This is a genomic window from Streptomyces sp. NPDC001153 (assembly GCF_053598315.1).
The window spans coordinates 125,046-151,958 of sequence record NZ_JBSFJZ010000020.1 but is presented as its reverse complement, the minus strand read 5'-3'; the positions used below and the strand labels follow the sequence as shown (position 1 = coordinate 151,958).

Below are 26,913 nucleotides of genomic sequence, written 5' to 3'. Positions count from 1 at the left end.
GAAGGGATGTACATGCCCATGGGTCACACGACCACAGCCGAGGCAGGCTCCGGGGGCCTGACAGCGACCGAGCACCGCCTGGCCAACGGTCTGCGCGTGGTGCTCTCCGAGGACCACCTGACCCCGGTCGCGGCGGTCTGCCTCTGGTACGACGTCGGCTCCCGCCACGAAGTCAAGGGGCGTACCGGCCTGGCTCACCTTTTCGAGCACCTGATGTTCCAGGGCTCGGCGCAGGTCAAGGGCAACGGTCACTTCGAGCTCGTGCAGGGCGCCGGAGGCTCGCTCAACGGCACCACCAGCTTCGAGCGCACCAACTACTTCGAGACCATGCCCGCCCACCAGCTGGAGCTCGCCCTCTGGCTGGAGGCCGACCGCATGGGCTCGCTGCTCGCCGCCCTGGACGACGAGTCCATGGAGAACCAGCGGGACGTCGTCAAGAACGAGCGCCGTCAGCGCTACGACAACGTGCCCTACGGCACCGCCTTCGAGAAGCTGACCGGCCTGTCGTACCCGGAGGGCCACCCCTACCACCACACGCCGATCGGCTCGATGGCGGACCTGGACGCGGCCACCCTGGAGGACGCCCGCCAGTTCTTCCGCACCTACTACGCGCCGAACAACGCGGTGCTCTCCGTGGTCGGCGACATCGATCCCCGGCAGACCCTCGCCTGGATCGAGAAGTACTTCGGGTCGATCCCCTCCCACGACGGCAAGCCCGCCCCCCGCGACGGCTCCCTGCCGGAGGTCATCGGCGAGCAGAAGCGCGAGGTCGTCGTCGAGGAGGTCCCGGCGCGCGCCCTGATGGCCGCCTACCGCCTCCCGCACGACGGCACGCGCGCGTGCGACGCCGCCGACCTCGCCCTGACCGTCCTCGGCGGCGGCGAGTCCTCCCGCCTCTACAACCGGCTCGTGCGCCGCGACCGCACGGCCGTCGCGGCCGGCTTCGGCCTGCTGCGGCTCGCCGGCGCGCCCTCCATGGGCTGGCTGGACGTGAAGACCTCCGGTGACGTCGAGGTGCCGGTCATCGAGACCGCCATCGACGAGGAGCTGGCCCGGTTCGCCGAGGAGGGCCCCACGCCCGAGGAAATGGAGCGCGCCCAGGCCCAGTTGGAGCGCGAGTGGCTGGACCGGCTCGGCACGGTCGCCGGCCGCGCCGACGAACTGTGCCGGTACGCCGTCCTGTTCGGTGACCCGCAGCTCGCCCTCACCGCCGTCAAGCGCGTCCTGGAGGTGACCCCCGAGGAGGTCCAGGCGGTCGCCCAGGCCCGCCTGCGCCCCGACAACCGCGCGGTTCTGGTCTACGAGCCGAAGTCCCCGGAGAAGGCTCCGGACGCCGACGTCCCCGAGGACCCGGAGCAGGAAGCCACCGTAGAGGCCGGTAACGAGAACGAGGAGACGGCCAAGTGACCCAGCTCGCCACCATGGACTTCCACCCCCAGCCGCAGCCCGGCGAGGCCAAGCCGTGGGCGTTCCCGGCGCCCGAGCGCAGCGCGCTCGACAACGGCCTGACCGTGCTGCGCTGCCACCGCCCCGGCCAGCAGGTCGTCGCCGTCGAGGTGCTGCTCGACGCGCCCCTGGACGCCGAGCCGGCCGGTCTGGACGGCGTCGCCACGATCATGGCGCGGGCCTTCTCCGAGGGCACCGACAAGCACTCCGCCGAGGAGTTCGCCGCCGAGCTGGAGCGCGCGGGCGCCACGCTCGACGCGCACGCCGACCACCCCGGCGTCCGGCTCAGCCTGGAGGTCCCGGCCTCCCGCCTGGCCAAGGGCCTCGGCCTGCTCGCCGACGCGCTGCGCGCGCCCGCGTTCGCCGACAGCGAGGTGGAGCGGCTGGTCCGCAACCGCCTGGACGAGATCCCGCACGAGCTGGCCAACCCCTCCCGCAGGGCCGCGAAGGAGCTCTCCAAGGAGCTGTTCCCGGTGGCCGCGCGCATGTCGCGCCCGCGCCAGGGCACCGAGGAGACGGTCGAGAAGATCGACGCCGCCGCCGTACGCGCCTTCCACGGCCGGCACGTACGCCCGGCCACCGCCACCGCGGTCGTCGTCGGCGACCTCACCGGCGTCGACCTGGACGCGCTGCTCCTCGACACCCTGGGCGCCTGGACGGGCACCCCGGGCGAGCCGCGGCCCGTGCCGCCGGTGACCGCCGACGACACCGGACGCGTGGTCATCGTGGACCGGCCCGGCGCCGTGCAGACGCAGCTGCTCATCGGCCGCGTCGGCCCCGACCGGCACGACCGTGTGTGGCCCGCCCAGGTGCTCGGCACCTACTGCCTCGGCGGCACCCTCACCTCCCGCCTGGACCGCGTCCTGCGCGAGGAGAAAGGCTACACCTACGGTGTGCGCGCGTTCGGCCAGGTCCTCAGGTCCGCGCCGGACGGCACGGGCGCCTCGATGCTCGCCATCAGCGGCTCCGTGGACACCCCCAACACCGGCCCGGCGCTGGAGGACCTGTGGAAGGTGCTGCGCACCCTCGCCGCGGACGGGCTGACCGACGCCGAGCGGGACGTGGCGGTGCAGAACCTCGTCGGGGTGGCGCCGTTGAAGTACGAGACCGCGGCCGCCGTCGCGAGCACGCTGGCCGACCAGGTCGAGCAGTACCTGCCCGACGACTTCCAGGCGACGCTGTATCAGCAGCTGGCCGCGACGGGCACGGTGGAGGCCACGGCGGCCGTCGTGAACGCCTTCCCGGTGGACCGTCTGGTGACCGTCCTCGTCGGTGACGCCGCCCAGATCAAGGCACCGGTGGAGGCGCTGGGGATCGGTGAAGTGACCGTGGTGGCGGCCGAGTAGTCCCCGTAGGGACGGCTGCTGAGTGACGGCACACGCGCGTGGGGCCCTGACGACCGACTCGTCGTCAGGGCCCCTGCTGTTCCACTCCCTTCTCCAGATGCCCGATTTGAGACGGAGGTTGCCTGTCTGCCCTGTGGGATGCGCTACAAAGGCCCGGATCGGTTTGGGGTTCGAAGCAGGCTTCCGTAGCGTCGTCCGGGCTGTTCGTCGGTAGGCAGTGCGCCGCACCCGCGGCACCGGACAGCCATCGCCGAGTCCCCGTACGGCGCGAGCCAGGGGAGCCGGGGACCCACGCAGTCCCTGGGGTGAATCGGGCGCCCGCGCCAGCGCGAGGGAGTCCGTAGGAGACCTTCCTGCTCCGAACCCGTCAGCTAACCCGGTAGGCGAGAGGGAAGGAAAGGACCAGCCACTCCATGGCGTTCATGTGCGCCACCGGGAAGCACCGCAAGCCCGGCCGGGTCAAGCGCACCACCGCTCAGGCGGCAGGCGTCGCGGCCCTCACCACCACCGGTGTCATCGGCACCCTCGCCGCCTCCCCGGCGCTCGCCGCCGAGAACACGGTGGAGCAGACCGGCCTCACGCCCGTCCTCGCCGTGAGCGACGACGTCGCCGAGCACATCGACGCACAGGCCACCGCGCAGCAGCGGGCCGCCGAGCAGAAGGCGGCCGAGGAGGCCGCGGCCAGGAAGGCGAAGGAGGAGCGCGAGGCCAGGGCCCGCGCCGCCCGGGAGGCCGAGCGCGAGCGCCTGAACGCCTTCGTCGCCCCGATAGCCGACTCCTACGTCTCCACCGGCTACCAGGCCAGCAGCTCCCTGTGGTCCTCCGGCCGCCACACGGGCATCGACTTCCACGCCGCCAGTGGCACCCCGGTCCACGCGGTCGGCTCCGGCACGGTCGTCTCCACCGGCTGGGGCGGCGCGTACGGCAACCAGATCGTGATCAGGATGGCCGACGGCATGTACACCCAGTACGGCCATCTGTCGTCCATCGGCGTCTCGGTGGGCCAGCAGGTCACCCCGGGCCGGCAGATCGGCCTGTCCGGCGCGACCGGCAACACCACGGGCCCGCACCTGCACTTCGAGGCCCGTACGACCCCCGACTACGGCTCGGACGTCGACCCCGTCGCCTACCTCCGCAAGCACGGCGTGAACGTCTGACGCCTCGTCGCACTGCATGCGAAGCCCCGGCTCACCGAGCCGGGGCTTTCGCCGTCTTTTCACGGGCGCCACCCGATCCGCTGACCAAAAAATATCCATGGATTCCGGCCCGCCGTCGGAAATTCCGGCTCATTGGAATAGAGTCACGGAACAGGCGTCCATCGTCGACGTTTCACGGGGATTAAGGCGGAGGTCGGTCATGCGTATTCCGGCGCACTCGGTGTGCACGGCCATCCGGGACGACATCGTCGCGGGTGTCTACGAGCGCGGCGGCCGGCTGACCGAGGAAGTCCTGGCCCGCCGCTACGGCGTCTCGCGCGTCCCCGTCCGCGAGGCTCTGCGCACCCTGGAGGCCGAGGGCTTCGTGGTGACCCGCCGGCACGCGGGCGCGTGCGTGGCCGAGCCGACCGAGCAGGAGGCCGCCGACCTGCTGGAGATGCGCCTGCTGCTGGAGCCGCTCGGGGCCGCCCGGGCCGCGCAGCGGCGCACCGAGGCCCATCTGAAGGTGCTGCGTGGCCTCGTCAGGCTGGGCCAGGAGCGGGCCCGCAGCGGCAACAGCGGCGACCTGCGCTCGCTGGGCGGCTGGTTCCACGAGACGCTCGCCCAGGCCTCGGGCAGCCCCTCGCTGACGGCGATGCTCAGCCAGCTGCGGCACAAGATCTCCTGGATGTACGCGGTGGAGGCGCCGTCGAGCCCGGTGGAGTACTGGGCGGAGCACGGCGCCATCGTCGACGCGGTGGCGCGCGGCGACGGCGAGCGCGCGCGGGCGGTCACGGCGCTGCACACCGAGCGCGCGACCGCCGCGCACCGGCTGCGTTTTTCCGGGGGCGCCGAGCGTGTGAGGACTTCGCAACATGCCGTAAACATGTCGGGCCTTCGGCATTAACACGGGCGCCGTATACAAAGAAGAGGTATTCGGTCGCGAAGTATTTCCGCTGCCTCAATTCCGGTGTGCGCGCAATGAGTCCGGAAACGGTGGAGCCGCGCCGCCCAGAAAAGGGCGGGGCGGCTCCGCTGTATCAGTGCGCTGGTGTTCAGACCGTCTCGGGCAGTTCCTCGAGGCCCTCGGAGACCAGCTTGGCCAGACGGTCCAGGGCGGCGTCGGCGCCCTCGGCGTCGGAGGCGAGGACGATCTCCTCGCCGCCCTGGGCGCCCAGGCCCAGGACAGCCAGCATGGAGGCCGCGTTGACGGGGTTGCCGTCAGCCTTGGCGATCGTCACCGGGACGCCTGCGGCCGTGGCGGCTCGGACGAAGATGGAGGCGGGACGGGCGTGGAGGCCCTCGGCCCAGCCGACGTTGACGCGGCGCTCAGCCATGTGTTGCTGCCCTTCAGTCTTCAGGGTTGTCTAGACCAGTTTCCCATATCGCGAAGCGTGCCCGGAGCGGACCTTCGTCCGCTCCGCCGTGGCGCCGGAACCGCGGCCTCGGTTCCGGCTTCCGTCCTCCACAGACTGCCCCGCGCCGTTGTCGGACGCGAGCCGTACTCTGGGGCCCATGCAGACCTCGGCGGACCGGCAGGACCGGCACCAATACCCCGCCCACTGGGAGGCGGACGTGGTGCTGCGCGACGGGGGTACCGCGCGCATCAGGCCCATCACCGTTGATGACGCCGACCGCCTGGTCAGCTTCTACGAGCAGGTCTCGGACGAGTCGAAGTACTACCGCTTCTTCGCGCCGTACCCCAGGCTCTCCGCCAAGGACGTCCACCGCTTCACGCACCACGACTTTGTGGACCGGGTGGGACTCGCGGCCACCATCGGCGGCGAGTTCATCGCCACCGTACGCTACGACCGCATCGGCGCGGACGGCATGCCCGCCTCGGCCCCCGCCGACGAGGCCGAGGTCGCCTTCCTGGTGCAGGACGCCCACCAGGGCCGCGGGGTCGCCTCCGCGCTGCTGGAGCACATCGCGGCGGTCGCCCGCGAGCGCGGCATCCGTCGCTTCGCCGCCGAGGTGCTGCCCGCCAACACCAAGATGATCAAGGTGTTCACGGACGCCGGCTACACCCAGCAGCGCAGCTTCGAGGACGGCGTCGTCCGCCTGGAGTTCGACCTCGAACCCACCGACCGCTCCCTCGCCGTGCAGCGCGCGCGGGAGCAGCGCGCCGAGGCCCGCTCGGTACGGCGGCTGCTCATGCCCGGCTCGGTCGCGGTCGTCGGCGTCGGCCGCGCCCCCGGCGGCGTCGGCCGCAGCGTCCTCGGCAACATCCGGGACGCCGGCTACGGCGGCCGGCTGCACGCCGTGAACAAGGCCTTCCCCGAGGACCTGGAGAAGGTCGACGGCGTGCCGGCGCACCGGCGCGTGCGGGACATCGGCGGTCCGGTGGACCTCGCCGTGGTCGCCGTACCGGCCGAGCACGTGCCCGCCGTCGTCACCGAGTGCGGGGAACACGGGGTGCAAGGGCTCGTCGTGCTCTCCGCCGGGTACGCCGAGAGCGGGCCCGAGGGGCGCGAGCGGCAGCGGGCCCTCGTCCAGCAGGCACGCGCGTACGGCATGCGGCTCATCGGCCCGAACGCCTTCGGGATCATCAACACCGCGCCGGACGTGCGCCTCAACGCCTCCCTCGCCCCGGAGATGCCCCGGCCCGGCCGCATCGGGATGTTCGCCCAGTCCGGCGCCATCGGCATCGCCCTGCTGTCCCGGCTGCACCGGCGCGGGGGAGGGGTCACCGGGGTCACCGGCGTGTCCACCTTCGTGTCCGCCGGCAACCGCGCGGACGTCTCCGGCAACGACGTCCTCCAGTACTGGTACGACGACCCCGAGACCGACGTCGCCCTCATGTACCTGGAGTCCATCGGCAACCCGCGCAAGTTCACCCGCCTCGCGCGCCGGACGGCGGCGGCCAAGCCGCTGGTCGTGGTGCAGGGCGTCGGTTCCGCGCCGCAGGGGCACACGGTGCGGGCCACCCGGCTGCCGCACGCCACCGTCTCCGCCCTGCTGCGGCAGGCCGGGGTGATCCGGGTCGACACGATCACCGAGCTGGTCGACGCGGGGCTGCTGCTCGCCCGGCAGCCGCTGCCGGCGGGGCCGAGGGTGGCGATCCTGGGGAACTCCGAGTCACTGGGGGTGCTGACGTACGACCGGTGCGTGGCGGAGGGCCTGCGGCCCTCGCGTCCGCTGGACCTGACGACCGGGGCGACGGCGGAGGACTTCCACCGGGCGCTGGGCGCCGCGCTGGCCGACGAGACCTGCGACTCCGTCGTGGTGACGGCGATCCCCGCGATCGGGGAAGCCTCGCCGGGGGAGGCGGAGCTGGCCGAGGCGCTGAGGTCGGCCGCGGCTGCCGTTCCGGGGAAGCCGGTGCTGGTGGTGCATGTGGAGCTCGGGGGGCTCGCGGAGGCGTTGTCGGCCGCGGCGAGCACCGCACCACAGGCCGCTGACACGGCACCCGGCGCCGAGGGCGGCGCCCACCCGTTCCGCCGCCCTGTGGAACGACCGCCCACCGCGCCGACGGTCCCTCCGGAAGGCACCCGCCTCATCCCCGCCTATCCCGCAGCCGAGCGGGCCGTTCGCGCCCTCGCCGAAGCGGTCCGGTACGGGCAGTGGCGGCGGGAGGCCATGGACCCCGGGAAGGTACCGGAGTACGACGACATCGACGAGAAGGGTGCCGCGCGGCTGATCGGTGAGCTGCTCGCGCGCGGGGAAGGGCTCACCATCCCCGACGCGGAGACCTGCGGCCTGCTCGGCACGTACGGCATCCCCGTGCGGCGCGCGCTGCCCGCGCCCACCCCGGACGCCGCCGCCGAGGCCGCCCGAGCCCTCGGCTACCCGGTCGCCCTCAAGGCCACCGCCCCGCATCTGAGGCACCGCGCCGACCTGGGCGGCGTACGCCTCGACCTGGCGGACGAGGAGCAACTGCGCCGGGCGTACGCCGAGTTGACCGAGCTGTTCGGCGAGCCGGAGGGGCTGCGGCCGGTGGTGCAGGGCATGGCACCGCGCGGCGTCGACACCGTCGTACGAGCCGTGATCGACCCGGCGGCCGGGGCCGTGCTGTCGTTCGGGCTCGCCGGGGCCGCCTCCCAGCTGCTCGGGGACATGGCGCACCGGCTGATCCCGGTCACCGACCGGGAGGCGACCTCGCTGGTGCGGTCGATCCGTACGGCACCGCTGCTGTTCGGCTGGCGCGGCTCCACGCCCGTCGACACCCCGGCGCTGGAGGAGCTGCTGCTGCGGGTGTCCCGGCTGGTCGACGATCATCCGGAGGTGGTCGCCGTCACCCTGGAACCGGTCGTCGTCGCCCCGCACGGGGTGAGCGTCCTCGGCGCCACGGTACGGCTCGCGCCGCCACCGGCCCGCGACGACCTGGGCCCGCGCACGATGCCGGCCTACTGATCAGGGGGACCGCATGGACATCGCCGGCCGCCCGCTGCCCGAGGGCAGCTGGTGGGACTGGGAAGTGATCGTCCGGGACGGCGGGCAGCTGCGGCTGGCCGCCGGGTACGACCTCACCTACCACCACGGCCTGGAGATCGTTTTCACCGCCCCGGGCTTCGTCGCGTGTCCCTCCGCCTTCCAGGACCCCGTCTTCCGTGAGCCCACCGCCGACGAGACGGCACGGCTGCGGGGAGCACTGGGCGAAACGCTGCCCGTCGTGGTCGCGTTCGAGGCGGACGGCGGCGGGCCCGAACCCGTCTCCTGCCTGATCGCCGCGGAGGGGCTGGCCATCCTGCCGGGGCTCGTCCAGCGGCGCCCACGCGCGCGTGCGCAGGCCGACCCCGGTCTCCGCGACTGGCCCGGACCCCCCTTGCCCACGGATTAGGATGGACGCCATGGCCAAGACCAGTACGACGACCCAGGGGCTGCGCTCGGCGATCGAGCGCAGCGGCTACTACCCGGCCCTCGTGGCCGAGGCGGTGGAGGCCGCTGTGGGCGGCGAGCCCATCCGGTCGTACCTGGTCCACCAGGAGACCACCTTCGATCAGAACGAGGTGCGGCGGCATGTGACCGTGCTCGTTCTCACCGGCAACCGCTTCATCGTCAGCCACACCGACGAGCAGGCCGCCGACAGCACCTCCCCGACGCCGTACGCCACCACCTCCACCGAGTCCGTGAAGCTGGGCCGGATCTCGTCGGTCGTGGTCAGCCGGGTGGTCGCGAATCCCGAGCAGTACGCGCCGGGCACCCTGCCCCGCGAGGTCGTGCTGACCATCGGCTGGGGCGCGGTCAGCCGCATCGACCTGGAGCCCGCAGCCTGCGGCGACCCCAACTGCGACGCCGACCACGGCTACACCGGCAACTCCACGGCGGACGACCTCAGCCTGCGCGTCAGCGAGGCCGGGGACGGCCCGGAGACGGTGCGCCAGGCGCTCGCCTTCGCACAGGCCATCTCGGAGGCGACCGCGGACATCGCCCGCTGATGTCCGCGCTCTCCGCCTGGGACCACCCGGAACCCCTCGCCCTGGACACCGCGCCGCTGCCCGAGTACGGCACCGGCTCCCTCGCCGACCTGCTGCCCACCCTGGCCGCCGGCATGGGCGTCCCCGGCATGACCGCCACGATCCGGGAACTGACCGCGGCCGACCGGGTCTGCGTCCTCCTGATCGACGGGCTCGGCTGGGAGCAGCTGCTGGCCCACCGGGACGAGGCCCCCTTCCTGACCTCGCTGCTCGGCACCTCGCGCGGCGGCACGGGGCGCCCGCTCACCGCCGGCTACCCGGCGACCACCGCGGTGTCCCTCGCCTCCGTCGGCACCGGCCTGCCGCCCGGCGTCCACGGCCTGCCCGGCTACACCGTGCGCAACCCGGCCACCGGCGAGCTGATGAACCAGCTCCGCTGGCAGCCGTACACCGATCCGCGCGCCTGGCAGCCGTACCCCACCGTCTTCCAGCTGGCGCAGGACGCAGGGGTGCACGCGGCCCAGGTGACCTCGCCCGTCTTCGAGCACACCCCGCTCACCAAGATCGCGCTCAGCGGCGGCAGCTTCCACGGCCGGCTGAGCGGCGAGGAGCGCATGGACCTCGCGGCCGAGCAACTGGCGGCCGGGGACCGCTCGCTGGTCTACACGTACTACTCCGAGCTGGACGGCGCCGGACACCGCTACGGCGTCGCCTCCGACACCTGGCGCGGCCAGCTGATGTACGTCGACCGCCTCGCCCAGCGCCTCGCCGAGCAACTGCCGCCGCGCAGCGCCCTCTACGTCACCGCCGACCACGGCATGGTCGACGTCCCCTTCGACGACGAGCACCGCATCGACTTCGACACGGACTGGGAGCTGCGCGCCGGGGTCGCCCTGCTGGGCGGCGAGGGCCGGGCGCGGCACGTGTACGCGGTGCCGGGCGCCGAGAACGACGTACTGACCGTCTGGCGCGAGGTGCTCGGCGAGCAGTTCTGGGTGGCCTCGCGGGACGAGGCGATCGCGGCGGGCTGGTTCGGGCGGCCCGGCGAGTGCGCCGAGCGGGTGTACCCACGGCTCGGTGACGTGGTCGCGGCCGCGCACGACGAGGTCCTGATCATCGCGTCCGAGCGGGAGCCGAAGGAGTCGTCGCTGGTCGGCAACCACGGTTCCATGACGCCCGCCGAGCAGCTGGTTCCCCTGCTCGAAGTACGCTCCTGACGCTCGCCTCCCTGTGACTACTCGTGTGACTACTCGCCGAAAGGTGCTCAACTCCTCATGCCCGAGCTGGTGTTCTTCTCCGGAACGATGGACTGCGGGAAGTCGACGCTGGCTCTGCAGATCGAGCACAACCGCTCCGCGCGCGGGCTCGTCGGCATGATCTTCACCCGCAACGACCGCGCGGGCGAGGGCAAGCTGTCCTCCCGGCTCGGCCTGGTCACCGACGCGGTGGAGGTCGCCGCCCACCAGGACCTGTACGCCTCTCTCGTGGAGCACCTCTCGCAGGGCCGCCGGGCCGACTACGTGATCGCGGACGAGGCGCAGTTCCTCGCTCCCGAGCAGATCGACCAGCTCGCGCGCGTGGTGGACGATCTCGGCCTCGACGTGTACGCCTTCGGGATCACCACCGACTTCCGCTCCAAGCTCTTCCCCGGCTCGCAGCGGCTGGTGGAGCTGGCCGACCGCATCGAGGTCCTCCAGGTGGAGGCGCTGTGCTGGTGCGGCGCCCGCGCCACGCACAACGCCCGCACGATAGGCGGTGAGATGGTGGTCGAGGGCGCCCAGGTGGTCGTCGGCGACGTCAACCAGGCGGCCGGCGAAGTGGGCTACGAGGTGCTGTGCCGCCGCCACCACCGCCGTCGGATGACCGCCGCGACGGCACGGGCGGCGGCCCTCTCCCCGGACGTCCTGCCCGTCTCCTCCGGCTGAGCCCGACCAGGGCGGCCGGCCGGTCCCGCCCCGAGGGCTCAGTGCGGGTTCTGGATCACCGAGAACTCCGCGCCCTCCGGGTCCGCCACGGTCGCCACCCGGCCGTGCGGGCTGTCGTGCGGCTGTCTGATCACGCGGCCGCCGAGGTCCGCCACGTGCCGCACCGTCGCGTCGGCGTCGGCGACCTCGAAGTACGTCTGCCAGTGCGGTCCGCGATCGCGGGGAAGGGCGTGCCCGACCCCGTGCAGCCCGGCCACCGGGCGGCCGGCGAGATGGAGGGTCACGTAGTCGAAGTCCGCGGAGATCATCGGCTCCCGCTCGTAACCGAACACGGTCGCGTAGAACTTGGAGACGCTCTCGGTCTCGAAGGTCACGAGCTCGTTCCACGCGGGCGTGCCGGGCACTCCGGTGATCGTGGTGCCGAGGTGCGTGGCGCCCTGCCAGATGCCGAACACGGCCCCGGAGGGGTCCGCCGCGATGGCCAGCCGCCCGGCCTCGGCGGCGTCCAGCGGTCCGACGGCCACGGTGCCGCCGCACTCCCGTACCGTGTCGGCCGTCTGGTCCACGTCGTCCGCGGCGAGGTACGGCGTCCAGGCGATCGGCAGCCGGCGGTCCGGCGGCAGCTGGCCCATGCCGGCCACCTCGTGCCCGTCCAGCAGCGCCCGCACATACGGGCCGAGCTGCTGCGGGCCAGGCTGGAACTCCCAGCCGAACAGCTCACCGTAGAACTCCTCGGTGGCGTCCAGCCCGTGCGCCATCAGGCTCACCCAGCAGGGCGTGCCGGGCGCGCGCCGCGCGTGCGGGCCGGCCGGCTCCCGTGCCTCGGTCATCGATCACTCTCTCCCCGGCCCCTCGCGGTGGCCGTGTCGCTTCCGCTCCCCGGAAGGGCTGTCCATGCCGGCGGCGGGTACGCCCGTGCCGCTGCCCGCATCCTCCACGCCGCGACGGGACTTACCGCGCCGACGCTCGGCTGTACCTACGGGAGGATGCCCGGTCTGCCGTCTTCCGCCGCTTCCTGACGATGGCCGGCGGGCGTCCGCCGGTTGTACAACACGTGCTCGACCCCGTACGCCCGGTGATCGAGCCTGTCCGGCCGAGCAGAGTAGTCGGACCTGGACGCCGCGGCCACCCCTGGCGTATGCATGGCGCCATGACAGCCATCATCACTACAACCCAACTCGCTGCCGACCTGACCGGCGACCGCCCGCCGGTGCTGCTGGACGTGCGCTGGCAGCTGAGCGTGGCGAAGGCGGCGGGTGCGCCGGCCTTCGACGGGCGGGCCGAGTACGCGGCCGGGCACATCCCCGGTGCGGTCTTCGTCGACCTGGACCGGGAACTGGCCGGAGAGCCCGGCCGGAACGGCCGGCATCCGCTGCCGGACCTCGCGGAGTTCGGCGCCGCGATGCGCCGTGCGGGCGTGTCGGCCGGCCGTCCGGTCGTCGTGTACGACGGCGGCCAGGGCTGGGCGGCGGCGCGCGCCTGGTGGCTGCTGCGCTGGACGGGTCACCCGGACGTGCGGGTCCTCGACGGCGGATTGCCCTCCTGGGAGGGCGAGCTGTCGAACGAGGTGCCGGATGTGGCCGAGGGAGACTTCCGGCCGGTTCCTGCCGCGTCGGGTCTGCTGGACGCGGACGGGGCCGCGGCCCTGGCCCGCACGGGTGTGCTGCTGGACGCACGGGCGGGGGAGCGGTACCGCGGTGAGGTGGAGCCGATCGACCGGGTCGGCGGCCACATCCCGGGCGCGGTGTCGGCACCGACGACGGAGAACGTGGGCCCCGACGGCCGTTTCCTGCCCCCGGCCGAGCTGCGGGACCGCTTCAAGGCCCTGGGCGTCTCCACGGACACCGAGGTCGGCGTGTACTGCGGCTCGGGCGTCTCCGGCGCCCACGAGGTCCTCGCGCTCGCGGTGGCCGGCATTCCGGCGGCGCTGTACGCCGGTTCCTGGTCCGAATGGTCCTCGGACCCGTCCCGTCCGGTGGCGGTGGGCGCGGATCCGCAGTAGCGCCAGCCGGGGAGCGGGGCACACACGCGTGCGGCCGGAAAGCCGGGCACGCACGCGTGCAGCCGGAAGGTGGGGGCACGCACGCGTACCCCCACTTTTCCGTTTCCGTACGGCCGGTTACTCCTGCTTCTTGCGGCGCGTGCCGAACACGATCTCGTCCCAGCTCGGCACGGCGGCACGGCGGCCTGGGCGGACGCCGTCGGCCTCCGCCTGGCGGTCGGTGGCGCCGATGAGCCGGTCGCGGTGGCTGCCGACGGAGCGGGGCATGAGGACGTCCGCGTAGGCCGAGCCGGCCGAGGCGGCGGGGGCCGGCGGCTCCTCGGCCGCCGGTTCGTCGGCGGGCTCCTCCGGTGTCTCCGCCGGGCGCTCCGGGACCACCAGGTCACCCCGGAAGCTCGGCACCGCCTCCAGCAGGCTGGTCAGCGAGTCGCGTTCGCCCGTGCTCTCCTCGGCGGGCTCGGACGGCTGCGCGGGCAGGCTCGGCCGCTCCCGCTCGCTCCGCTCCAGCGCGCGGTCCATCGAACGCTCGCGTGGCAGGCGGGCGATGCGCGGCACGAACGGGAAGCTCGGCTCGGGCACGGCGAGGTCGTCGGACTCGCCGATCAGCGAGCGTGCCTCGTCGTCCACGGCCTGCACGAGCCGCCGGGGCGGGTCGTACGTCCAGCTCGCCGAGTGCGGTTCGCCCGCGACTCGGTAGACGAGGAGCACCTCCCAGGTGCCGTCGTCGCGGCGCCAGGAGTCCCACTGCACGGTGTCCTTCTCGGCGCCGCGCAGCAGCAGCCGCTCCTGCACCGCCTCGCCGAGCAGCGGCCCGGAGTTCTCGCCGGGGCGGCGGACCGGGGTCTTGCGGGCGCGCTCGGCCATGAAGGCACGCTCGGCCAGCACGGGACCCTCGAAGCGGCGGACCCGGTCGACGGGGATGCCGGCGAGCTGCGCGACCTCCTCCGCGGTGGCACCCGCGCGTATACGCGCCTGGATGTCACGCGGGCGCAGATGGCTCTCGACCTCGATCTCGATCTGGCCGAGGCGCGGCCGGTCGCCGCGCACGGCGGCGCGCAACCGTTCGTCGATCGGAAGGGTGTACTCCGTTGCGTCGGCAGCCTTGAGCACCAGCCGTGTGCCGTCATTCGAGACGGCCACGACACGCAGTTCGGGCATGGGGACCTCCCGGGTGGTGCCTGCCGACGTCACGTGCGTCGCTGCTTCCGCTAGTCGAGTGTGGCCTGCCCGGGTGCAGCCTGCCACAACCTTGCCGAGTTGCCCGGCGTGTCGGGCACGGGCCCTGGGTCGCCGTTATGGCACGGTTACCTATTCGCAACGCTAAGTGACCAAAACTGTCACCCTGTGCAACTAGCCCCCTCCCGGCGGTCCTTCAAGGCCGCGGACACCCTGGTGGGGGACCGGACCCAGGGCTCGCAACAGTACTCCATTTGGACCATGTGCGTGGATGGGCGCGCCGCCCAACTTCTGGCAAGGCTCGCGACTTGGCCGCCGGCAAGCGGTTTTGCCGATCACGAACGTGGCGAACTTCACGCAATCGCCAGAAACGGAACTAATGGTTTCTGGCGCGCGTCCCTCTTTCGTGCAGCCGGTGGACCGATGTCGATCAAGTACGGGAAAGGCAGGCAAGTTCCGGGTATGCGTGAAACGCCCGATGCGGGTCGCAAACGGATCGACCTGAGCGTCCCCCAGGTCGCGGGCGGTGCCCTCGCGGCCGTCGTGGCGGCCAAACTGGCGTCGTACTTCGGGGTGTACGGCACCATCCTCGGCGCGGGTGTCGTGAGTGCCGTCGCCACCTGCGGGGGCTCGCTGTTCCAGCACTTCTTCAAGCGGACCGGGGAGCAGTTGAGGGAGGCGACGGTCACGGCCCGTCCCAGGGGGCAAGTGCCACCGGCTCCGGGCGAGTTCACCGAGGGCACCGTCTACCGCGCGGGAGTGAGGAGCCGACGGCGGCCGGTGGTCGCGGCCGCCGTCGTGTTCGGGGTGACCATGGCCGGTGTCACGACGTACGAACTGGTGTCCGGCAATGCCTTCAGCGGCGGCAGGGGCACGACGGTCAGCGACGCCGTCACCGGCCGGAGCTCGCACTCCTCGACGTCCGATGCGCCCGCCGGGTCCGGGGACGCACCGCCGCCTTCGCGCATCCCGTCCCGCGCACACGCACCCGATGCCGGCGGCGGTACGGCCCACAGCGCGACGCCGACGCCCGGCGACTCCCCGGGCGGGCAGGCCGGCGGCGGCCCGAGCCCGTCCCCGACCCCCACGCCCAGCGGATCCGCCCAGACGCCTACGACCCCAGAACCCTCCGCAAGTAGTCGTTCTGGAACAGCCGTTCCGGGTCAAGGCGGTCCCTCAGCGCGGTGAACTCGCCGAAGCGCGGGTAGACGCGCGCGAAGTACTCGGCGTCCCGGGTGTGCACCTTGCCCCAGTGCGGCCGGCCCTCGTGGGCCGTGAAGATCCGCTCGGCGGCGGTGAAGTAGGCCTGGTACGGCGTGCCCCGGAACATGTGAACGGCGACGTAGGCGCTGTCCCGCCCCGAGGCGGCGGAGAGGGTGATGTCATCGGCCGGGGCGGTGCGCACCTCGACGGGGAAGCTGACGCGCAGCCCCGAGCGTTCGACCATGGACTTCAGCTCGCGCAGCGTCTCCGCCAGGGCCGCGCGGGGGACGGCGTACTCCATCTCCACGAAGCGCACCCGGCGCGGCGAGGTGAAGACCTTGTAAGGGATGTCCGTGTACGTCCGCGCTGACAGCGCCTTGCTGGAGATCCGCGCGATGGCGGGAACGGCGGCGGGGGCGGCGCGGCCGACCCACTGGGCCACCTGGAAGACGCCGTTGGACAGGAACTCGTCCTCGAACCAGCCGGCCAGCTGCCCCACGGGCTGTTCGGGACCGGCGCTGCGGTTGTTCCGCTTGGTGTTGGTGTTGCCGGTGTGCGGGAACCAGTAGAACTCGAAGTGCTCGTTCTCCGCCCAGAGTTGGTCGAACTCGGCGAGGACCCGGTCGAGGGGCATCGGCTCCTCGCGCGCGGTGAGCAGGAACAGAGGTTCCACGGCGAAGGTGATCGCGGTGATGATGCCGAGGGCACCGAGGCCTATTCGGGCGGCCGCGAAGACCTTCGGATTCTCCTTCTCGGAGCAGGTCAGCACCGAGCCGTCGGCCGTGACGAGTTCGAGCCCGGTGATCTGGGCGGCGATCGAGGCCGACTCACGGCCCGTGCCGTGTGTGCCGGTGCTGGTGGCCCCGGAGACCGTCTGCTCCATGATGTCGCCCATGTTGGTGAGCGACAGTCCCTCGCGCGCCAGAGCCGCATTGAGTCTCTTGAGCGGGGTGCCGGCCTCCACGGTGACCGTCATGGCTTCACGGTCAATCTTGCGGATTCCGGTCAACAGTTGAGGGCGGATCAACACACCGTCGGTGGCCGCGATGGACGTGAAGGAGTGCCCGGTCCCGACCGCCTTCACCTTCAGACCGTCCTCGGCGGCCCGGCGTACCGCGGCGGCCAGCTCCTCCACCGACGCCGGCGCGACCTGCCGGGCGGGCCGGGCGGAGACGTTCCCGCCCCAGTTACGCCAGGTGCCGTTCTTCCCGCTCGCTGTGCTGCTCAACGGTGCCTCCCCGACCCGCGGCCGGCCTGCGCAGCCGGCGGTACCCGAGGAAACCGACCGCGACCGCGACGGCCCCGGACACGGCCGGAACCCCGTACCCGGCCCGTGCCCCGGCGGCGTCGATCACCGAGCCGGCCACGGAGGAGCCGAGCGCGACACCGACCGCGAGGCCGGTGCTCACCCAGGTCATGCCCTCGGTGAGCCGCGCGCGAGGTACGTGCTCTTCGATGAGGGACATCGTCGTGATCATCGTCGGTGCGATGGACAGCCCCGCAACGAACAGCGCCACGGCCAGAAGCGGCAGGTTTCCGACCAGTAGGAGGGGGATCATACTCACGGCCATCGCCGCCACGCCCAGCAGCCAGCGGCGTTCCGGCGCCCCGGTGAACCGCAGCAGCCCGAAGACCGCCCCGGCCACGCAGGATCCGGCCGCGTACAGCGCCAGGACCACGCTGGCGGCGCCCTTGTGGCCGCGCTCGTCGGCGAAGGCGACGGTGACCACGTCCACCGAGCCGAAGATCGCACCGGTCGCCATGAAGGTCGCCACCAGCACCTGGAGCCCGCCCGAGCGCAGGGCCGTACCGCCGCCGTGCTGCTCGCGCGGGTGCGGTTCGGGTTCGGTGGCGCGCTGGGCGGTGAGCCAGAAGACGCCGGCGGCCAGGAAGCAGGCGGCGAGCAGCGGGCCGGCCTCCGGGAACCAGGCCGTGGACAGGCCGATCGAGATGATCGGGCCGAAGATGAAGCAGATCTCGTCGACGACCGACTCGAACGAGTACGCGGTGTGCAGCTTGCCGGTGCCCCGGTACAGCGCCGCCCAGCGGGCCCGGATCATCGCGCCCAGGCTCGGCACGGAGCCGATCCCGGCGGCGCAGACGAACAGCACCCACTCCGGCCACTTGGCGTGCGCCGCGAGCAGCAGCCCGGCCGCCGCCGTGAGGGCCACCAGGGTCGCGGGGCGCAGCACCCGGCGCTGCCCGTGCTGGTCGACGAGCCGGGAGATCTGCGGCCCGATCACCGCGGCGGACAGCGCGATGGTGGCCGACAGCGCGCCTGCGAGCCGGTACCGCCCGGTCAACTGGGAGACCATCGTGACCACGCCGATGCCCATCATCGACAGCGGCATCCGGCCGAGGAATCCCGCGGCGGAGAACGCCTTGGTGCCGGGTTCGGTGAACAGGGCTCTGTAGGGGCTGGGCACGGGGTCTCCGAAGCGGCTCGGTAAGGCGCGAATGCGGCTGATACAGGTTACGAGTTAGGCGACCCTAAGCGCACCTTGTTGGCCGGCAGGAAAAACCGGCATAAACCGACTGGAACCCGACTCGTCACCCTGCTGTTTCCTGGCTGTCAGCACCGAGTGGCAGGATCGAGACATGCCAGACGCGCTCGATGCCACCCCGTACGACGCCCTGCTCCTGCTCTCCTTCGGCGGTCCCGAAGGCCCGGACGACGTGGTCCCGTTCCTGGAGAACGTCACGCGCGGACGCGGCATCCCGAAGGAACGCCTGAAGGAAGTCGGGCAGCACTACTTCCTGTTCGGCGGGGTCAGCCCCATCAACGACCAGAACCGCGCCCTCCTGGACGCCCTGCGCAAGGACTTCGCCGAGCACGGCCTGGACCTGCCCGTCTACTGGGGCAACCGCAACTGGGCGCCGTATCTGACGGACACCCTGCGCGAGATGGCCGCCGACGGCCGCCGCCGCATCCTGGTGCTGGCCACCAGCGCCTACGCCTCCTACTCGGGCTGCCGCCAGTACCGCGAGAACCTCGCGGACGCGCTGGCCACGCTGGAGGCGGAGGGCCTGGAGCTGCCGAAGATCGACAAGCTCCGGCACTACTTCAACCACCCGGGCTTCGTCGAGCCCATGATCGACGGTGTGCTGCGCTCCCTCGAAGACCTCCCCGAGGACGTCCGCGCCGGCGCCCACATCGCCTTCACGACGCACTCCATCCCGACCTCCGCCGCCGACACCTCCGGCCCCGTCGAGGTCCACGGGGAGGGCGGCGCCTACGTCGAGCAGCACCTGGACGTGGCCCAGCTGATCGCCGACGCCGTCCGCGAGCGCACCGGCGTCGACCACCCCTGGCGGCTCGTCTACCAGTCCCGTTCGGGCGCCCCGCACATCCCGTGGCTGGAGCCGGACATCTGCGACCACCTCGAGGAGCAGCACGCGGCGGGCGTCCCGGCCGTGGTCATGGCGCCCATCGGGTTCGTCTCCGACCACATGGAGGTCCTGTACGACCTCGACACCGAGGCCAAGGCCAAGGCCGAGGAGCTGGGCCTGCCGGTGCGCCGCTCGGCCACCGTGGGCGCCGACCCCCGGTTCGCCGCCGCCGTCCGGGACCTGATCATGGAGCGCGCCGCCGTGGCGCGCGGTCAGGAGGTCACCCCGTGCGCCCTGGGCACGCTGGGCGCGAGCCACAACCTCTGCCCGGTCGGCTGCTGCCCGGCCCGTGCGCCCCACCCGGCCGCCGCCGGCGCCGACAGCCCCTACGCGTGAGGAGACCCGTGACCGACCCCCTGCACCGGGAACTGCTGGAACTGGCCCAGGAGGCCGCCCGCCGCGCCGGTGAGCTGCTGCGGGACGGCCGCCCGGCCGACCTGGCCGTGGCGAGGACCAAGTCCAGTCCGATCGACGTCGTCACCGAGATGGACATCGCGGCGGAGAAGCTGATCACCGATCTGATCTCCGGCCGGCGGCCCGACGACGGCTTCCTCGGCGAGGAGGGCGCCTCCGTGGCCGGCACCAGTGGTGTGCGCTGGGTGATCGACCCGCTCGACGGCACGGTGAACTACCTGTACGGGCTGCCGACCTGGGCGGTGTCCATCGCGGCCGAGCGGGACGGGGAGACGGTCGTCGGGGTGGTCGCCGCCCCGATGCGCGGCGAGACGTATCACGCGGTACGAGGCGGCGGCGCATGGGCCACCGGCGCATGGGAGGGCGACCGGGCGCTCGCCTGCCGCCCCGCGCCCCCTCTCGACCAGGCGCTGGTCTCCACCGGCTTCAACTACGTCGCCGAGGTCCGCGCCCACCAGGCCCAGGTGGCCGGCCGGCTGATCCCGCTGCTGCGGGACATCCGCCGCAGCGGCTCGGCGGCGGTGGACCTGTGTGATGTGGCCTGCGGCCGGCTCGACGGGTACTACGAGCGGGGCCTGAACGCGTGGGACTTCGCGGCAGGTGACCTGATCGCCCGGGAGGCGGGCGCGCTGGTCGGTGGACGGCCCGGGGAGCGGCCGTCACGCGATCTGACCGTCGCCGCCTCCCCGGGGGTGTTCGAGCCGCTGCAGGGGCTGCTGGAGGAGTTCGGGGCGTGGCACGACTGAGCGCGACCGTCCCCGGCCGCTGAACGCAAAGGGACCCCGGCGCTGGATTCGCCGGGGTCCCCTCTTGCGCTTTCGGGCCGATCAGACGCGTGACGCGCCGACCTCCACACCGTGTTCGGCGGCGAGGCGTCGCAGGTCGTCGAGCTCTGCCTGCTCCACTTCGACGAGGAAGTCGTCACCCTCGTCACGAGCCCGCGACAGGTCGGACTCGGTCGCCCTTATGCGCTGCAGAAGTCCTGCGGTGAAAGCGTCCATGCTGCGCCCCCTCGTCCTGGGTCGTGGGTCGGTGGCACGGGGGTGTGCCTGTTGGGAAAAGGACGATCACGTCTCTCACGGGTGCCCAGCGCTGCCCTGCCGGGCGGCGACGGTGCCGGACACCCGCGCCCACTCTGCGGAAGCGGATCGCGGAGTACCGCATGGTGCTGCGGCACATGCAGAGCGTGATCGCGGGGTGTAAAGCCGTCCTCCCCCCGCTCCCTCACCCGGAAACCTCAACCGGAGGAGAAAATCTCGTATTCCTGCCCCGGGGCACCGATCTGTGCGGTCCACAACCCGCCTTACAGCCGACTTACGGCCGAAAAGGGCAGGATGGAGGTCACACCCCACGAACACCCCTGCCCGCACGCGCCGACGGCGCGCTACGCGGGTGGACATGAGGAAGGACAAGCGACGTGCGCGTACTCGTCGTCGAGGACGAGCAGCTGCTCGCCGATGCGGTGGCCACCGGACTGCGCCGGGAGGCCATGGCCGTCGACGTCGTGTACGACGGTGCGGCCGCCCTGGAGCGCATCGGCGTCAACGACTACGACGTGGTCGTCCTCGACCGCGACCTCCCGCTGGTGCACGGCGACGACGTCTGCCGCAAGATCGTCGAGCTGGGCATGCCCACCCGCGTGCTCATGCTCACGGCGTCCGGCGACGTCAGCGACCGTGTCGAGGGCCTGGAGATCGGCGCCGACGACTATCTGCCCAAGCCCTTCGCGTTCAGCGAACTGATCGCGCGCGTGCGCGCCCTCGGCCGCCGCACGAGTGTTCCCCTGCCGCCGGTCCTGGAGCGCGCCGGCATCAAGCTGGACCCGAACCGCCGCGAGGTGTTCCGCGAGGGCAAGGAGATCCAGCTCGCGCCCAAGGAGTTCGCGGTGCTGGAGGTGCTCATGCGCAGCGAGGGCGCCGTGGTCTCGGCCGAGCAGCTGCTGGAGAAGGCCTGGGACGAGAACACCGACCCGTTCACCAACGTCGTACGGGTGACCGTGATGACCCTGCGGCGCAAGCTGGGCGAGCCGCCGGTGATCGTCACCGTCCCCGGCTCCGGCTACCGGATCTGATCGGCCATGGCCGCCACCCCCGCGCCGCCCCAGGCGCCACCGAAACCCACCTGGGACCCCAGAAGGCCGCAGGCCCCCTTCCCGTGGCTGCGCCCGACCATCCGCATACGGCTCACGCTGCTGTACGGCGGCATGTTCCTGATCGCCGGCATCCTGCTGCTGTCGATCATCTACCTGCTGGCCGCGCAGGCGATCAGCACCGGCAACCAGCCGCTGTTCAAGATCGTCAGTGGTACGTCGATCCGGGTCTCCAGCGACAACTGCCCCGCGATCAACACCACCAGCCTGCCGCTGTCGGAGTTCAACGACGCGATCGCCCAGTGCGTGGACCACCAGCGCCAGGCGGCCCTGGACGACCTCCTCAGCCGTTCGCTCCTGGCCCTGCTGGGCCTCGCCGTGATCGCGTTCGCGTTCGGCTACGCGATGGCCGGCCGGGTGCTGTCCCCGCTCGGCCGGATCACCCGTACCGCCCGCCAGGTGGCCGGTTCCGACCTGTCCCGCCGGATCGAGCTGGACGGCCCGGACGACGAGCTGAAGGAGCTGGCGGACACCTTCGACGACATGCTGGAGCGGCTGCAGCGGGCCTTCACCGCCCAGCAGCGCTTCGTCGGCAATGCCTCCCACGAGCTGCGCACCCCGCTCGCGATCAACAGAACGCTCCTCGAGGTGCATCTGTCGGACCCGAACGCACCCATGGAGCTGCAGCAGCTCGGAAAGACCCTGCTGGCCACCAACGAGCGCAGTGAGCAGCTGGTCGAGGGCCTGCTGCTGCTCGCCCGCAGCGACAACCAGATCGTCGAGCGGGGGCCCGTCGACCTGGCCGAGGTCGCCACCCAGGCCATCGACCAGGTGCACGCCGAGGCCGAGGCCAAGGGCGTGAAGATCCGCGGCGAGCGCAAGCCGGCGGTGGTGCAGGGCAACGGCGTGCTGCTGGAGCGGATCGCGCTGAACCTGGTGCAGAACGCAGTCCGGTACAACGTGGCCGAGGATGGCTGGGTCGAGGTGAACACCGAGGTCCAGCACGGGCAGGCGGTGCTGATCGTCACGAACACCGGGCCGGTGGTGCCGGCGTACGAGATCGACAACCTCTTCGAGCCCTTCAGGCGGCTCCGTACGGAGCGCACGGGCAGCGACAAGGGGGTGGGCCTCGGCCTGTCCATCGTCCGGTCCGTGGCCCGCGCGCACGGCGGCCACATCGTGGCGCAGCCCCGCGAGGGCGGCGGCCTGGTGATGCGGGTCACGCTTCCGCTGTGATCCGTGACCGAGCGTGACCGGGCCGTCCGACCGGGTGGCGCGGGCTCGGGCCGACACACGCGGGAGATGTTCGCTTGACGCGGAATTTTCCAGCCGCCGAATGGGCTTGCTGTTGTGTGATCGATCACATGGGCGGATTTTCAGCCATGTACGCTCCGTGATCATGAAACATGGCGGAAAGCCGGGAAAGTCCTGGTTTTCAGGGCACTTGATCACGGGAAGTACACGGTGAGGCGCCTTTGAGGTGCGGCATTGGAACCGTGTACGGTCCTCACCGCCATCCAAGCCGATCACTCTTGAGGGGTCGGGTTGGGTGTCGATTGAGTAACAGACCTTGATGTGAGGCAAAATCTCCGCCTCAGGTCGGGCACAAGTCCGGCCTCTCACGCGTTACGTGCGCTGGAGACACCGCAGACACCCAGAGGGGGAGAGCGATATGGCAACCGATTACGACACTCCACGCAAGACCGACGACGACGTCGACTCGGACAGCCTTGAAGAGCTGAAGGCCCGGCGGAACGACAAGTCCACCTCGTCGGTGGACGTCGACGAGTTCGAGGCCGCCGAGGGTCTCGAGCTGCCCGGCGCCGACCTCTCGAACGAGGAGCTGGCCGTCCGGGTGCTGCCGAAGCAGCAGGACGAGTTCACCTGCATGAGCTGCTTCCTGGTGCACCACCGCAGCCAGCTGGCCAGGGAGAAGAACGGTCAGCCGATCTGCCGCGACTGCGACTGAGGTCGGGTCGGCCGTGTCTGGCTCGACCCCTCCCCGGAAGCGCCGCTTCCCCCTGGGGCAAGCGGACGAAGGGCCGTCCGACGGCCCGCACGGCGCGCGTGACGACGAGCGGGGCGCACCCGGAGTGGTGGCCCCGCTCGAACCGGCGACCGACCGGGCAGACCACCCGGCGCCGGTACGGCAGCCCGCGCCCGTCGCCCGGCGGCGGGCCGCGGTGATCAGCGAGAGAGCCCGGGACATGGCCCGGGAAGGGGTCCGCAGGGGCGGCAGCCGTGCTCGCGCGGGCCTGGGCTACCTCGTGGACCGGATCATCGAGATCGCTCCGCGGGTCCCCGTGCGCGACCTCGCGACCCTGCGCCGGCAGTTCCCGGGCGTCGGGCCCGAAGAGCTCGCCGACAAGCTGGTGGCGGGCGCGGCGGCCGGCACCTCGACGGTCGGAGCGGGGATCGGAGCGGCGGCGATGCTGCCGGTGCCGCCCGCGATGCCGACCGAACTGGCCGCGGAGATCACCGGAGTCGCCGCGATCGAGCTGAAGCTCATCGCCGAGCTGCACGAGGTCTACGGCGTACGGCCGCCCGGGAACCTCAAGACCCGCAGTACCGCGTATCTGTCCTCCTGGTCGGGGGAGCGCGGGATCGACGTGATGAAGCCGTCGACGTACGACACCGCCCTCGGCGGCCGCATGAAGCGCGAACTGCGCCAGCAGATCATGAAGCGGATGGTCCGGGACCTGCCCAACCTGATGCCGTTCATGGTCGGCGCGGCGGTGGGCGCCGTCATGAACCGCCGGGACACCAAGAGGCTCGCCGCCCATGTCCGGGCCGACCTGCGCAAGATCCAGGTGCCGTGGGACGAACTGCCCGAGCTTCCGCCGCTGGAGGAGCCGGCCGAGCCCTTGAAGCTGCGCGACCTGCCCGAAGAGCTCTAGACATCCGCCAAGAGCGTCCTGGCGCCCACCAGGGCCTTCAGGCGTTCGCCTTGCGCGCGGCCTCGATCGCCGCCGCCAGCCGCTCCGGCTCCCGCGTCGACAGGTACAGGTACGGCGTGGGGTCCTCCGGGTCGGTGACCTCCACCCGCAGCGCCGTCGGGATGTAGGCGCGCAGCAGCAGGAAGGCGCGGGTGTCGGCCTTGTACGTCCGCCAGGCGCGGGCCTCCTCCGCGTCCAGCACCTCGGACTCGCCCAGCGCCGACACCGGGATCTTCGCCTCGCCCGCGACCAGCGAGTCGCCCACCACCCGGATGCGCTGGGAGCCGTACGCGCTCGCGACCACCGCCGCCGCGGCGGTACCGCCGACCAGGCCGCCGAGCAGCGGCAGGGTGCCGAAGGGAAGCAGGATCAGGGCGAAGGAGACGCCCACGAGAAAGCTGATCAGCCACCACGAGCGGGGGGTGGTGAGACGTTCTTCGTAGGGGGTGGCGGAGAGCTGCATGGAGCCAAGCTTGGCACGGGATCCGAAGTTGGCCACGGTCAGGGGCAGTCAGCGCGAAGCGCGGTCAGGCAGGGCGGTGGTGGGTGACGGACGGGCGGGTAAGGTCTGCGCCTGTGAGTGGTAGTTCCGTAAGCCTTCAGCCTCCCGCCGACGCGGTGAAACCGGTACGGCACCCCGACGCGCCCGCGCCCGGAGAACTCCTCGGCGCCCATTACGAACACTGTTTCGGGTGTGGCCCCGGGCAGCCGCACGGACTGCACCTGGAGGCCCGGGCCGGCGAGGGTGTCTCGCTGACCGCCGAGTTCACCGTCCAGTCCGCCCACCAGGGCGCCCCGGGCCTCGCGCACGGCGGAGTGCTGGCCACGGCCCTCGACGAGACCCTCGGCTCGCTGAACTGGCTGCTGCGGACCATCGCCGTCACCGGCCGGCTGGAGACCGACTTCGTGCGGCCCGTGCCCGTCGGCACCACGCTGTACCTGGAGGCCGAGGTCACCGCCGTCGCCGGCCGGAAGATCTACTCCACCGCCACCGGACGCATCGGCGCCCCCGACGGGCCCCTCGCGGTCCGCGCCGACGCCCTCTTCATCGAGGTCAAGGTCGACCACTTCATCGACCACGGCCGCACGGAGGAGATCCAGGCCGCCATGAGCGACCCGGACCGGATCCGGCGTACCCGCGCCTTCGAGGTGAACCCGTGAGCCGTGGTCCCCTGAACGTGCTGCTCCGCCGCGTCGACCCCGACGTACCCCTTCCGGCGTACGAGCATCCGGGGGACGCCGGAGCCGATCTGCGCACGACCGAGCCGTGCGAACTGGGACCCGGGGAGCGGGCCGTCCTCCCCACGGGTGTGTCGATCGCCCTGCCCGAGGGGTACGCGGCCTTCGTGCACCCGCGTTCCGGGCTCGCCGCTCGCTGCGGTGTCGCCCTCGTGAATGCCCCGGGGACGGTTGATGCCGGGTACCGTGGGGAGATCAAGGTGATCGTGGTGAATCTCGACCCGCGCGAGTCCGTGCGGTTCGAGCGCTTCGACCGGATTGCCCAACTGGTCGTCCAGCAGGTCGAGAGGGTCCGCTTCCAGGAGGTCGCGGAGCTTCCCGACTCCACGCGGGCCGAAGGGGGCTTCGGGTCCACCGGCGGCCATGCCGCGGTGGGCGGCGAGAGCGGCACAAGCGGTCAGACCGCCGATGGCGGTCCGACGGGTGGGAATCGATACGCTTCGGTCGTATCCGACCGGGAAGGACAGTGACGTGTTCGGACGTCGCAAGAAGAAGGGTGCCGCCGAGGACGCGGCCGGCGAGGCCGAGCAGGTCGTCGACAGCGTCGACACCGAGGCGGACGAGGAAGAAGAGGCCGAGCGCGAGCGCGTCCGGCTGGAGCCCGGGCCCCGGCCCGACGGGCCCTGGGACAGCAGCGAGGTGCGCGACCCGGCCGAGGGCCGCGTGGACCTCGGCGGACTGTTCGTACCGGGCGTCGACGGCATGGAGCTCAGGGTCGAGGTCGCCGGTGACGCGATCGTCGCCGCGACTGTCGTGCTGCGCGACAGCGCCATCCAGCTGCAGGCCTTCGCCGCGCCCAAGCGCGAGGGCATCTGGGGCGAGGTCCGCGAGGAGATCGGGTCCGGCATCACCCAGCAGGGTGGCATCGTCGACGAGGTCGAGGGCCCGCTCGGCTGGGAGCTGCGTGCGCAGGTGCCGGTGCAGCTGCCGGACGGCACGGGCGGTTTCCAGGTCGTGCGCTTCGTGGGCGTGGACGGCCCGCGGTGGTTCCTGCGGGGTGTGATCTCCGGGCAGGGCGCGGTGCAGCCGCAGGCCGCGGGGCTGCTGGAGCAGATCTTCCGCGACACGGTCGTGGTGCGCGGTGAGGGGCCGATGGCGCCCCGCGACCCGATCGTCCTGAAGCTGCCGAACGACGCGCAGATGGTCCCCGAAGGGGTGCAGCAGGAGGAGTCCTCCCGCTTCTCGGGCGGGATGGGCCAGCTGCAGCGCGGCCCGGAGATCACAGAGGTCCGCTGACGGCTTCAGCGGGGATGC

General features: G+C 72.1%; 27 protein-coding genes and 1 riboswitch. Of the genes, 20 read left to right on the top strand and 7 right to left on the bottom strand.

The window, feature by feature from the left end:
- Window positions 1-12 precede the first annotated feature (12 nt).
- The 4 genes from ACWDEN_RS23635 to ACWDEN_RS23620 all read left to right on the top strand — a co-directional run bounded on the left by ACWDEN_RS23635 (window position 13) and on the right by ACWDEN_RS23620 (window position 4,835).
- Window positions 13-1,407: a M16 family metallopeptidase gene (locus tag ACWDEN_RS23635; RefSeq protein ID WP_351607566.1), complete on the top strand. Its 1,395-nt coding sequence runs from the start codon at window positions 13-15 to the stop codon at window positions 1,405-1,407.
- Entirely contained in the window at window positions 1,404-2,792 is a 1,389-nt protein-coding gene (locus tag ACWDEN_RS23630; RefSeq protein ID WP_351607568.1) for a M16 family metallopeptidase, read from the top strand. Before ACWDEN_RS23635 ends, ACWDEN_RS23630 begins: the two co-directional genes overlap by 4 nt.
- Window positions 2,793-3,030: 238 nt before the next feature.
- Window positions 3,031-3,193: riboswitch (cyclic di-AMP (ydaO/yuaA leader) on the top strand.
- 12 nt (window positions 3,194-3,205) lie between these two features.
- Window positions 3,206-3,949, top strand: coding sequence for a M23 family metallopeptidase (locus ACWDEN_RS23625; RefSeq protein ID WP_351607570.1), 744 nt, complete (start codon window positions 3,206-3,208; stop codon window positions 3,947-3,949).
- A gap of 199 nt (window positions 3,950-4,148) precedes the next feature.
- Window positions 4,149-4,835 (top strand): GntR family transcriptional regulator, encoded by a 687-nt coding sequence (locus ACWDEN_RS23620; RefSeq protein WP_351607573.1) that lies wholly within the window; start codon window positions 4,149-4,151, stop codon window positions 4,833-4,835.
- A 148-nt stretch (window positions 4,836-4,983) separates the two neighbouring features.
- Here ACWDEN_RS23620 and ACWDEN_RS23615 read toward each other — a convergent pair whose 3' ends face one another.
- Window positions 4,984-5,265, bottom strand: a complete 282-nt coding sequence (locus tag ACWDEN_RS23615) for an HPr family phosphocarrier protein (protein ID WP_003993478.1) — start codon at window positions 5,263-5,265, stop codon at window positions 4,984-4,986.
- Between the two features lie 178 nt (window positions 5,266-5,443).
- Between ACWDEN_RS23615 and ACWDEN_RS23610 the strand changes: the two genes are divergently transcribed.
- The 5 genes from ACWDEN_RS23610 to ACWDEN_RS23590 are packed head-to-tail and all read left to right on the top strand — an operon-like array spanning window position 5,444 to window position 11,210.
- A complete protein-coding gene (locus tag ACWDEN_RS23610) occupies window positions 5,444-8,281 on the top strand; it encodes a bifunctional acetate--CoA ligase family protein/GNAT family N-acetyltransferase (protein ID WP_450860056.1) in 2,838 nt (945 codons plus the stop codon).
- A 13-nt stretch (window positions 8,282-8,294) separates the two neighbouring features.
- Window positions 8,295-8,708, top strand: coding sequence for a hypothetical protein (locus ACWDEN_RS23605; RefSeq protein ID WP_450860055.1), 414 nt, complete (start codon window positions 8,295-8,297; stop codon window positions 8,706-8,708).
- A gap of 10 nt (window positions 8,709-8,718) precedes the next feature.
- Window positions 8,719-9,306 carry a DUF5998 family protein gene (locus ACWDEN_RS23600; protein WP_351607581.1) on the top strand — a complete coding sequence of 196 codons (588 nt, stop codon included), beginning with the start codon at window positions 8,719-8,721 and terminating at the stop codon, window positions 9,304-9,306.
- Window positions 9,306-10,502, top strand: coding sequence for an alkaline phosphatase family protein (locus ACWDEN_RS23595; RefSeq protein WP_450860054.1), 1,197 nt, complete (start codon window positions 9,306-9,308; stop codon window positions 10,500-10,502). The genes ACWDEN_RS23600 and ACWDEN_RS23595 overlap by 1 nt, the downstream gene beginning before the upstream one ends.
- A gap of 57 nt (window positions 10,503-10,559) precedes the next feature.
- Window positions 10,560-11,210 (top strand): thymidine kinase, encoded by a 651-nt coding sequence (locus ACWDEN_RS23590; RefSeq protein ID WP_450860053.1) that lies wholly within the window; start codon window positions 10,560-10,562, stop codon window positions 11,208-11,210.
- 38 nt (window positions 11,211-11,248) lie between these two features.
- On the opposite strand, the gene ACWDEN_RS23585 is transcribed toward ACWDEN_RS23590, so the two are convergent.
- On the bottom strand, window positions 11,249-12,040 hold the full coding sequence (locus ACWDEN_RS23585) for a VOC family protein (RefSeq protein ID WP_351607586.1): 792 nt from the start codon (window positions 12,038-12,040) through the stop codon (window positions 11,249-11,251).
- A 320-nt stretch (window positions 12,041-12,360) separates the two neighbouring features.
- Here ACWDEN_RS23585 and ACWDEN_RS23580 point away from each other — a divergent pair, with 320 nt between their 5' ends.
- Window positions 12,361-13,212 carry a sulfurtransferase gene (locus ACWDEN_RS23580; RefSeq protein ID WP_450860052.1) on the top strand — a complete coding sequence of 284 codons (852 nt, stop codon included), beginning with the start codon at window positions 12,361-12,363 and terminating at the stop codon, window positions 13,210-13,212.
- Window positions 13,213-13,329: 117 nt separating this feature from the next.
- Here ACWDEN_RS23580 and sepH read toward each other — a convergent pair whose 3' ends face one another.
- Complete coding sequence (sepH, locus tag ACWDEN_RS23575; RefSeq protein ID WP_351607590.1) at window positions 13,330-14,370, bottom strand: septation protein SepH; 1,041 nt, start codon at window positions 14,368-14,370, stop codon at window positions 13,330-13,332.
- A 480-nt stretch (window positions 14,371-14,850) separates the two neighbouring features.
- Here sepH and ACWDEN_RS23570 point away from each other — a divergent pair, with 480 nt between their 5' ends.
- Window positions 14,851-15,576 (top strand): hypothetical protein, encoded by a 726-nt coding sequence (locus ACWDEN_RS23570; protein ID WP_450860051.1) that lies wholly within the window; start codon window positions 14,851-14,853, stop codon window positions 15,574-15,576.
- On the opposite strand, the gene ACWDEN_RS23565 is transcribed toward ACWDEN_RS23570, so the two are convergent.
- Together ACWDEN_RS23565 and ACWDEN_RS23560 are read right to left on the bottom strand one after the other, a co-directional pair.
- Window positions 15,500-16,819: a D-arabinono-1,4-lactone oxidase gene (locus ACWDEN_RS23565; protein ID WP_450860050.1), complete on the bottom strand. Its 1,320-nt coding sequence runs from the start codon at window positions 16,817-16,819 to the stop codon at window positions 15,500-15,502. The two genes, ACWDEN_RS23570 and ACWDEN_RS23565, sit on opposite strands and share 77 nt — an antisense overlap.
- On the bottom strand, window positions 16,779-18,017 hold the full coding sequence (locus tag ACWDEN_RS23560; protein WP_450860049.1) for an MFS transporter: 1,239 nt from the start codon (window positions 18,015-18,017) through the stop codon (window positions 16,779-16,781). The genes ACWDEN_RS23565 and ACWDEN_RS23560 overlap by 41 nt, the downstream gene beginning before the upstream one ends.
- Window positions 18,018-18,189: 172 nt before the next feature.
- On the opposite strand from ACWDEN_RS23560, the gene ACWDEN_RS23555 reads away from it, so the two are divergent.
- Window positions 18,190-19,317: a ferrochelatase gene (locus tag ACWDEN_RS23555; protein WP_450860048.1), complete on the top strand. Its 1,128-nt coding sequence runs from the start codon at window positions 18,190-18,192 to the stop codon at window positions 19,315-19,317.
- An 8-nt stretch (window positions 19,318-19,325) separates the two neighbouring features.
- On the top strand, window positions 19,326-20,141 hold the full coding sequence (locus ACWDEN_RS23550) for an inositol monophosphatase family protein (RefSeq protein ID WP_351607601.1): 816 nt from the start codon (window positions 19,326-19,328) through the stop codon (window positions 20,139-20,141).
- An 81-nt stretch (window positions 20,142-20,222) separates the two neighbouring features.
- Here ACWDEN_RS23550 and ACWDEN_RS23545 read toward each other — a convergent pair whose 3' ends face one another.
- Entirely contained in the window at window positions 20,223-20,396 is a 174-nt protein-coding gene (locus tag ACWDEN_RS23545; RefSeq protein WP_023546087.1) for a hypothetical protein, read from the bottom strand.
- 416 nt (window positions 20,397-20,812) lie between these two features.
- Here ACWDEN_RS23545 and ACWDEN_RS23540 point away from each other — a divergent pair, with 416 nt between their 5' ends.
- The 4 genes from ACWDEN_RS23540 (at window position 20,813) to ACWDEN_RS23525 (ending at window position 24,381) form a co-directional block, all read left to right on the top strand.
- Window positions 20,813-21,466, top strand: a complete 654-nt coding sequence (locus tag ACWDEN_RS23540) for a response regulator transcription factor (RefSeq protein WP_023546086.1) — start codon at window positions 20,813-20,815, stop codon at window positions 21,464-21,466.
- Window positions 21,467-21,472: 6 nt separating this feature from the next.
- The gene (locus ACWDEN_RS23535) at window positions 21,473-22,720 is read left to right on the top strand and encodes a sensor histidine kinase (protein ID WP_351607604.1); all 1,248 of its coding nucleotides are present in this window, start codon (window positions 21,473-21,475) and stop codon (window positions 22,718-22,720) included.
- Between the two features lie 436 nt (window positions 22,721-23,156).
- Window positions 23,157-23,453, top strand: coding sequence for a DUF4193 domain-containing protein (locus tag ACWDEN_RS23530; RefSeq protein ID WP_003997302.1), 297 nt, complete (start codon window positions 23,157-23,159; stop codon window positions 23,451-23,453).
- Window positions 23,454-23,466: 13 nt separating this feature from the next.
- Window positions 23,467-24,381 carry a hypothetical protein gene (locus ACWDEN_RS23525; RefSeq protein WP_351607606.1) on the top strand — a complete coding sequence of 305 codons (915 nt, stop codon included), beginning with the start codon at window positions 23,467-23,469 and terminating at the stop codon, window positions 24,379-24,381.
- A 37-nt stretch (window positions 24,382-24,418) separates the two neighbouring features.
- Here ACWDEN_RS23525 and ACWDEN_RS23520 read toward each other — a convergent pair whose 3' ends face one another.
- Window positions 24,419-24,883 carry a DUF3093 domain-containing protein gene (locus tag ACWDEN_RS23520; protein WP_351607608.1) on the bottom strand — a complete coding sequence of 155 codons (465 nt, stop codon included), beginning with the start codon at window positions 24,881-24,883 and terminating at the stop codon, window positions 24,419-24,421.
- 113 nt (window positions 24,884-24,996) lie between these two features.
- On the opposite strand from ACWDEN_RS23520, the gene ACWDEN_RS23515 reads away from it, so the two are divergent.
- Genes ACWDEN_RS23515 through ACWDEN_RS23505 form a run of 3 tightly spaced genes read left to right on the top strand, consistent with a single transcriptional unit; the run spans window position 24,997 to window position 26,895 of the window.
- A complete protein-coding gene (locus ACWDEN_RS23515) occupies window positions 24,997-25,581 on the top strand; it encodes a PaaI family thioesterase (RefSeq protein ID WP_351607611.1) in 585 nt (194 codons plus the stop codon).
- On the top strand, window positions 25,578-26,129 hold the full coding sequence (dut, locus tag ACWDEN_RS23510) for a dUTP diphosphatase (RefSeq protein WP_351607614.1): 552 nt from the start codon (window positions 25,578-25,580) through the stop codon (window positions 26,127-26,129). Before ACWDEN_RS23515 ends, dut begins: the two co-directional genes overlap by 4 nt.
- A gap of 1 nt (window position 26,130) precedes the next feature.
- Entirely contained in the window at window positions 26,131-26,895 is a 765-nt protein-coding gene (locus ACWDEN_RS23505; protein WP_351607617.1) for a DUF3710 domain-containing protein, read from the top strand.
- The last annotated feature ends 18 nt before the right edge of the window (window positions 26,896-26,913 follow it).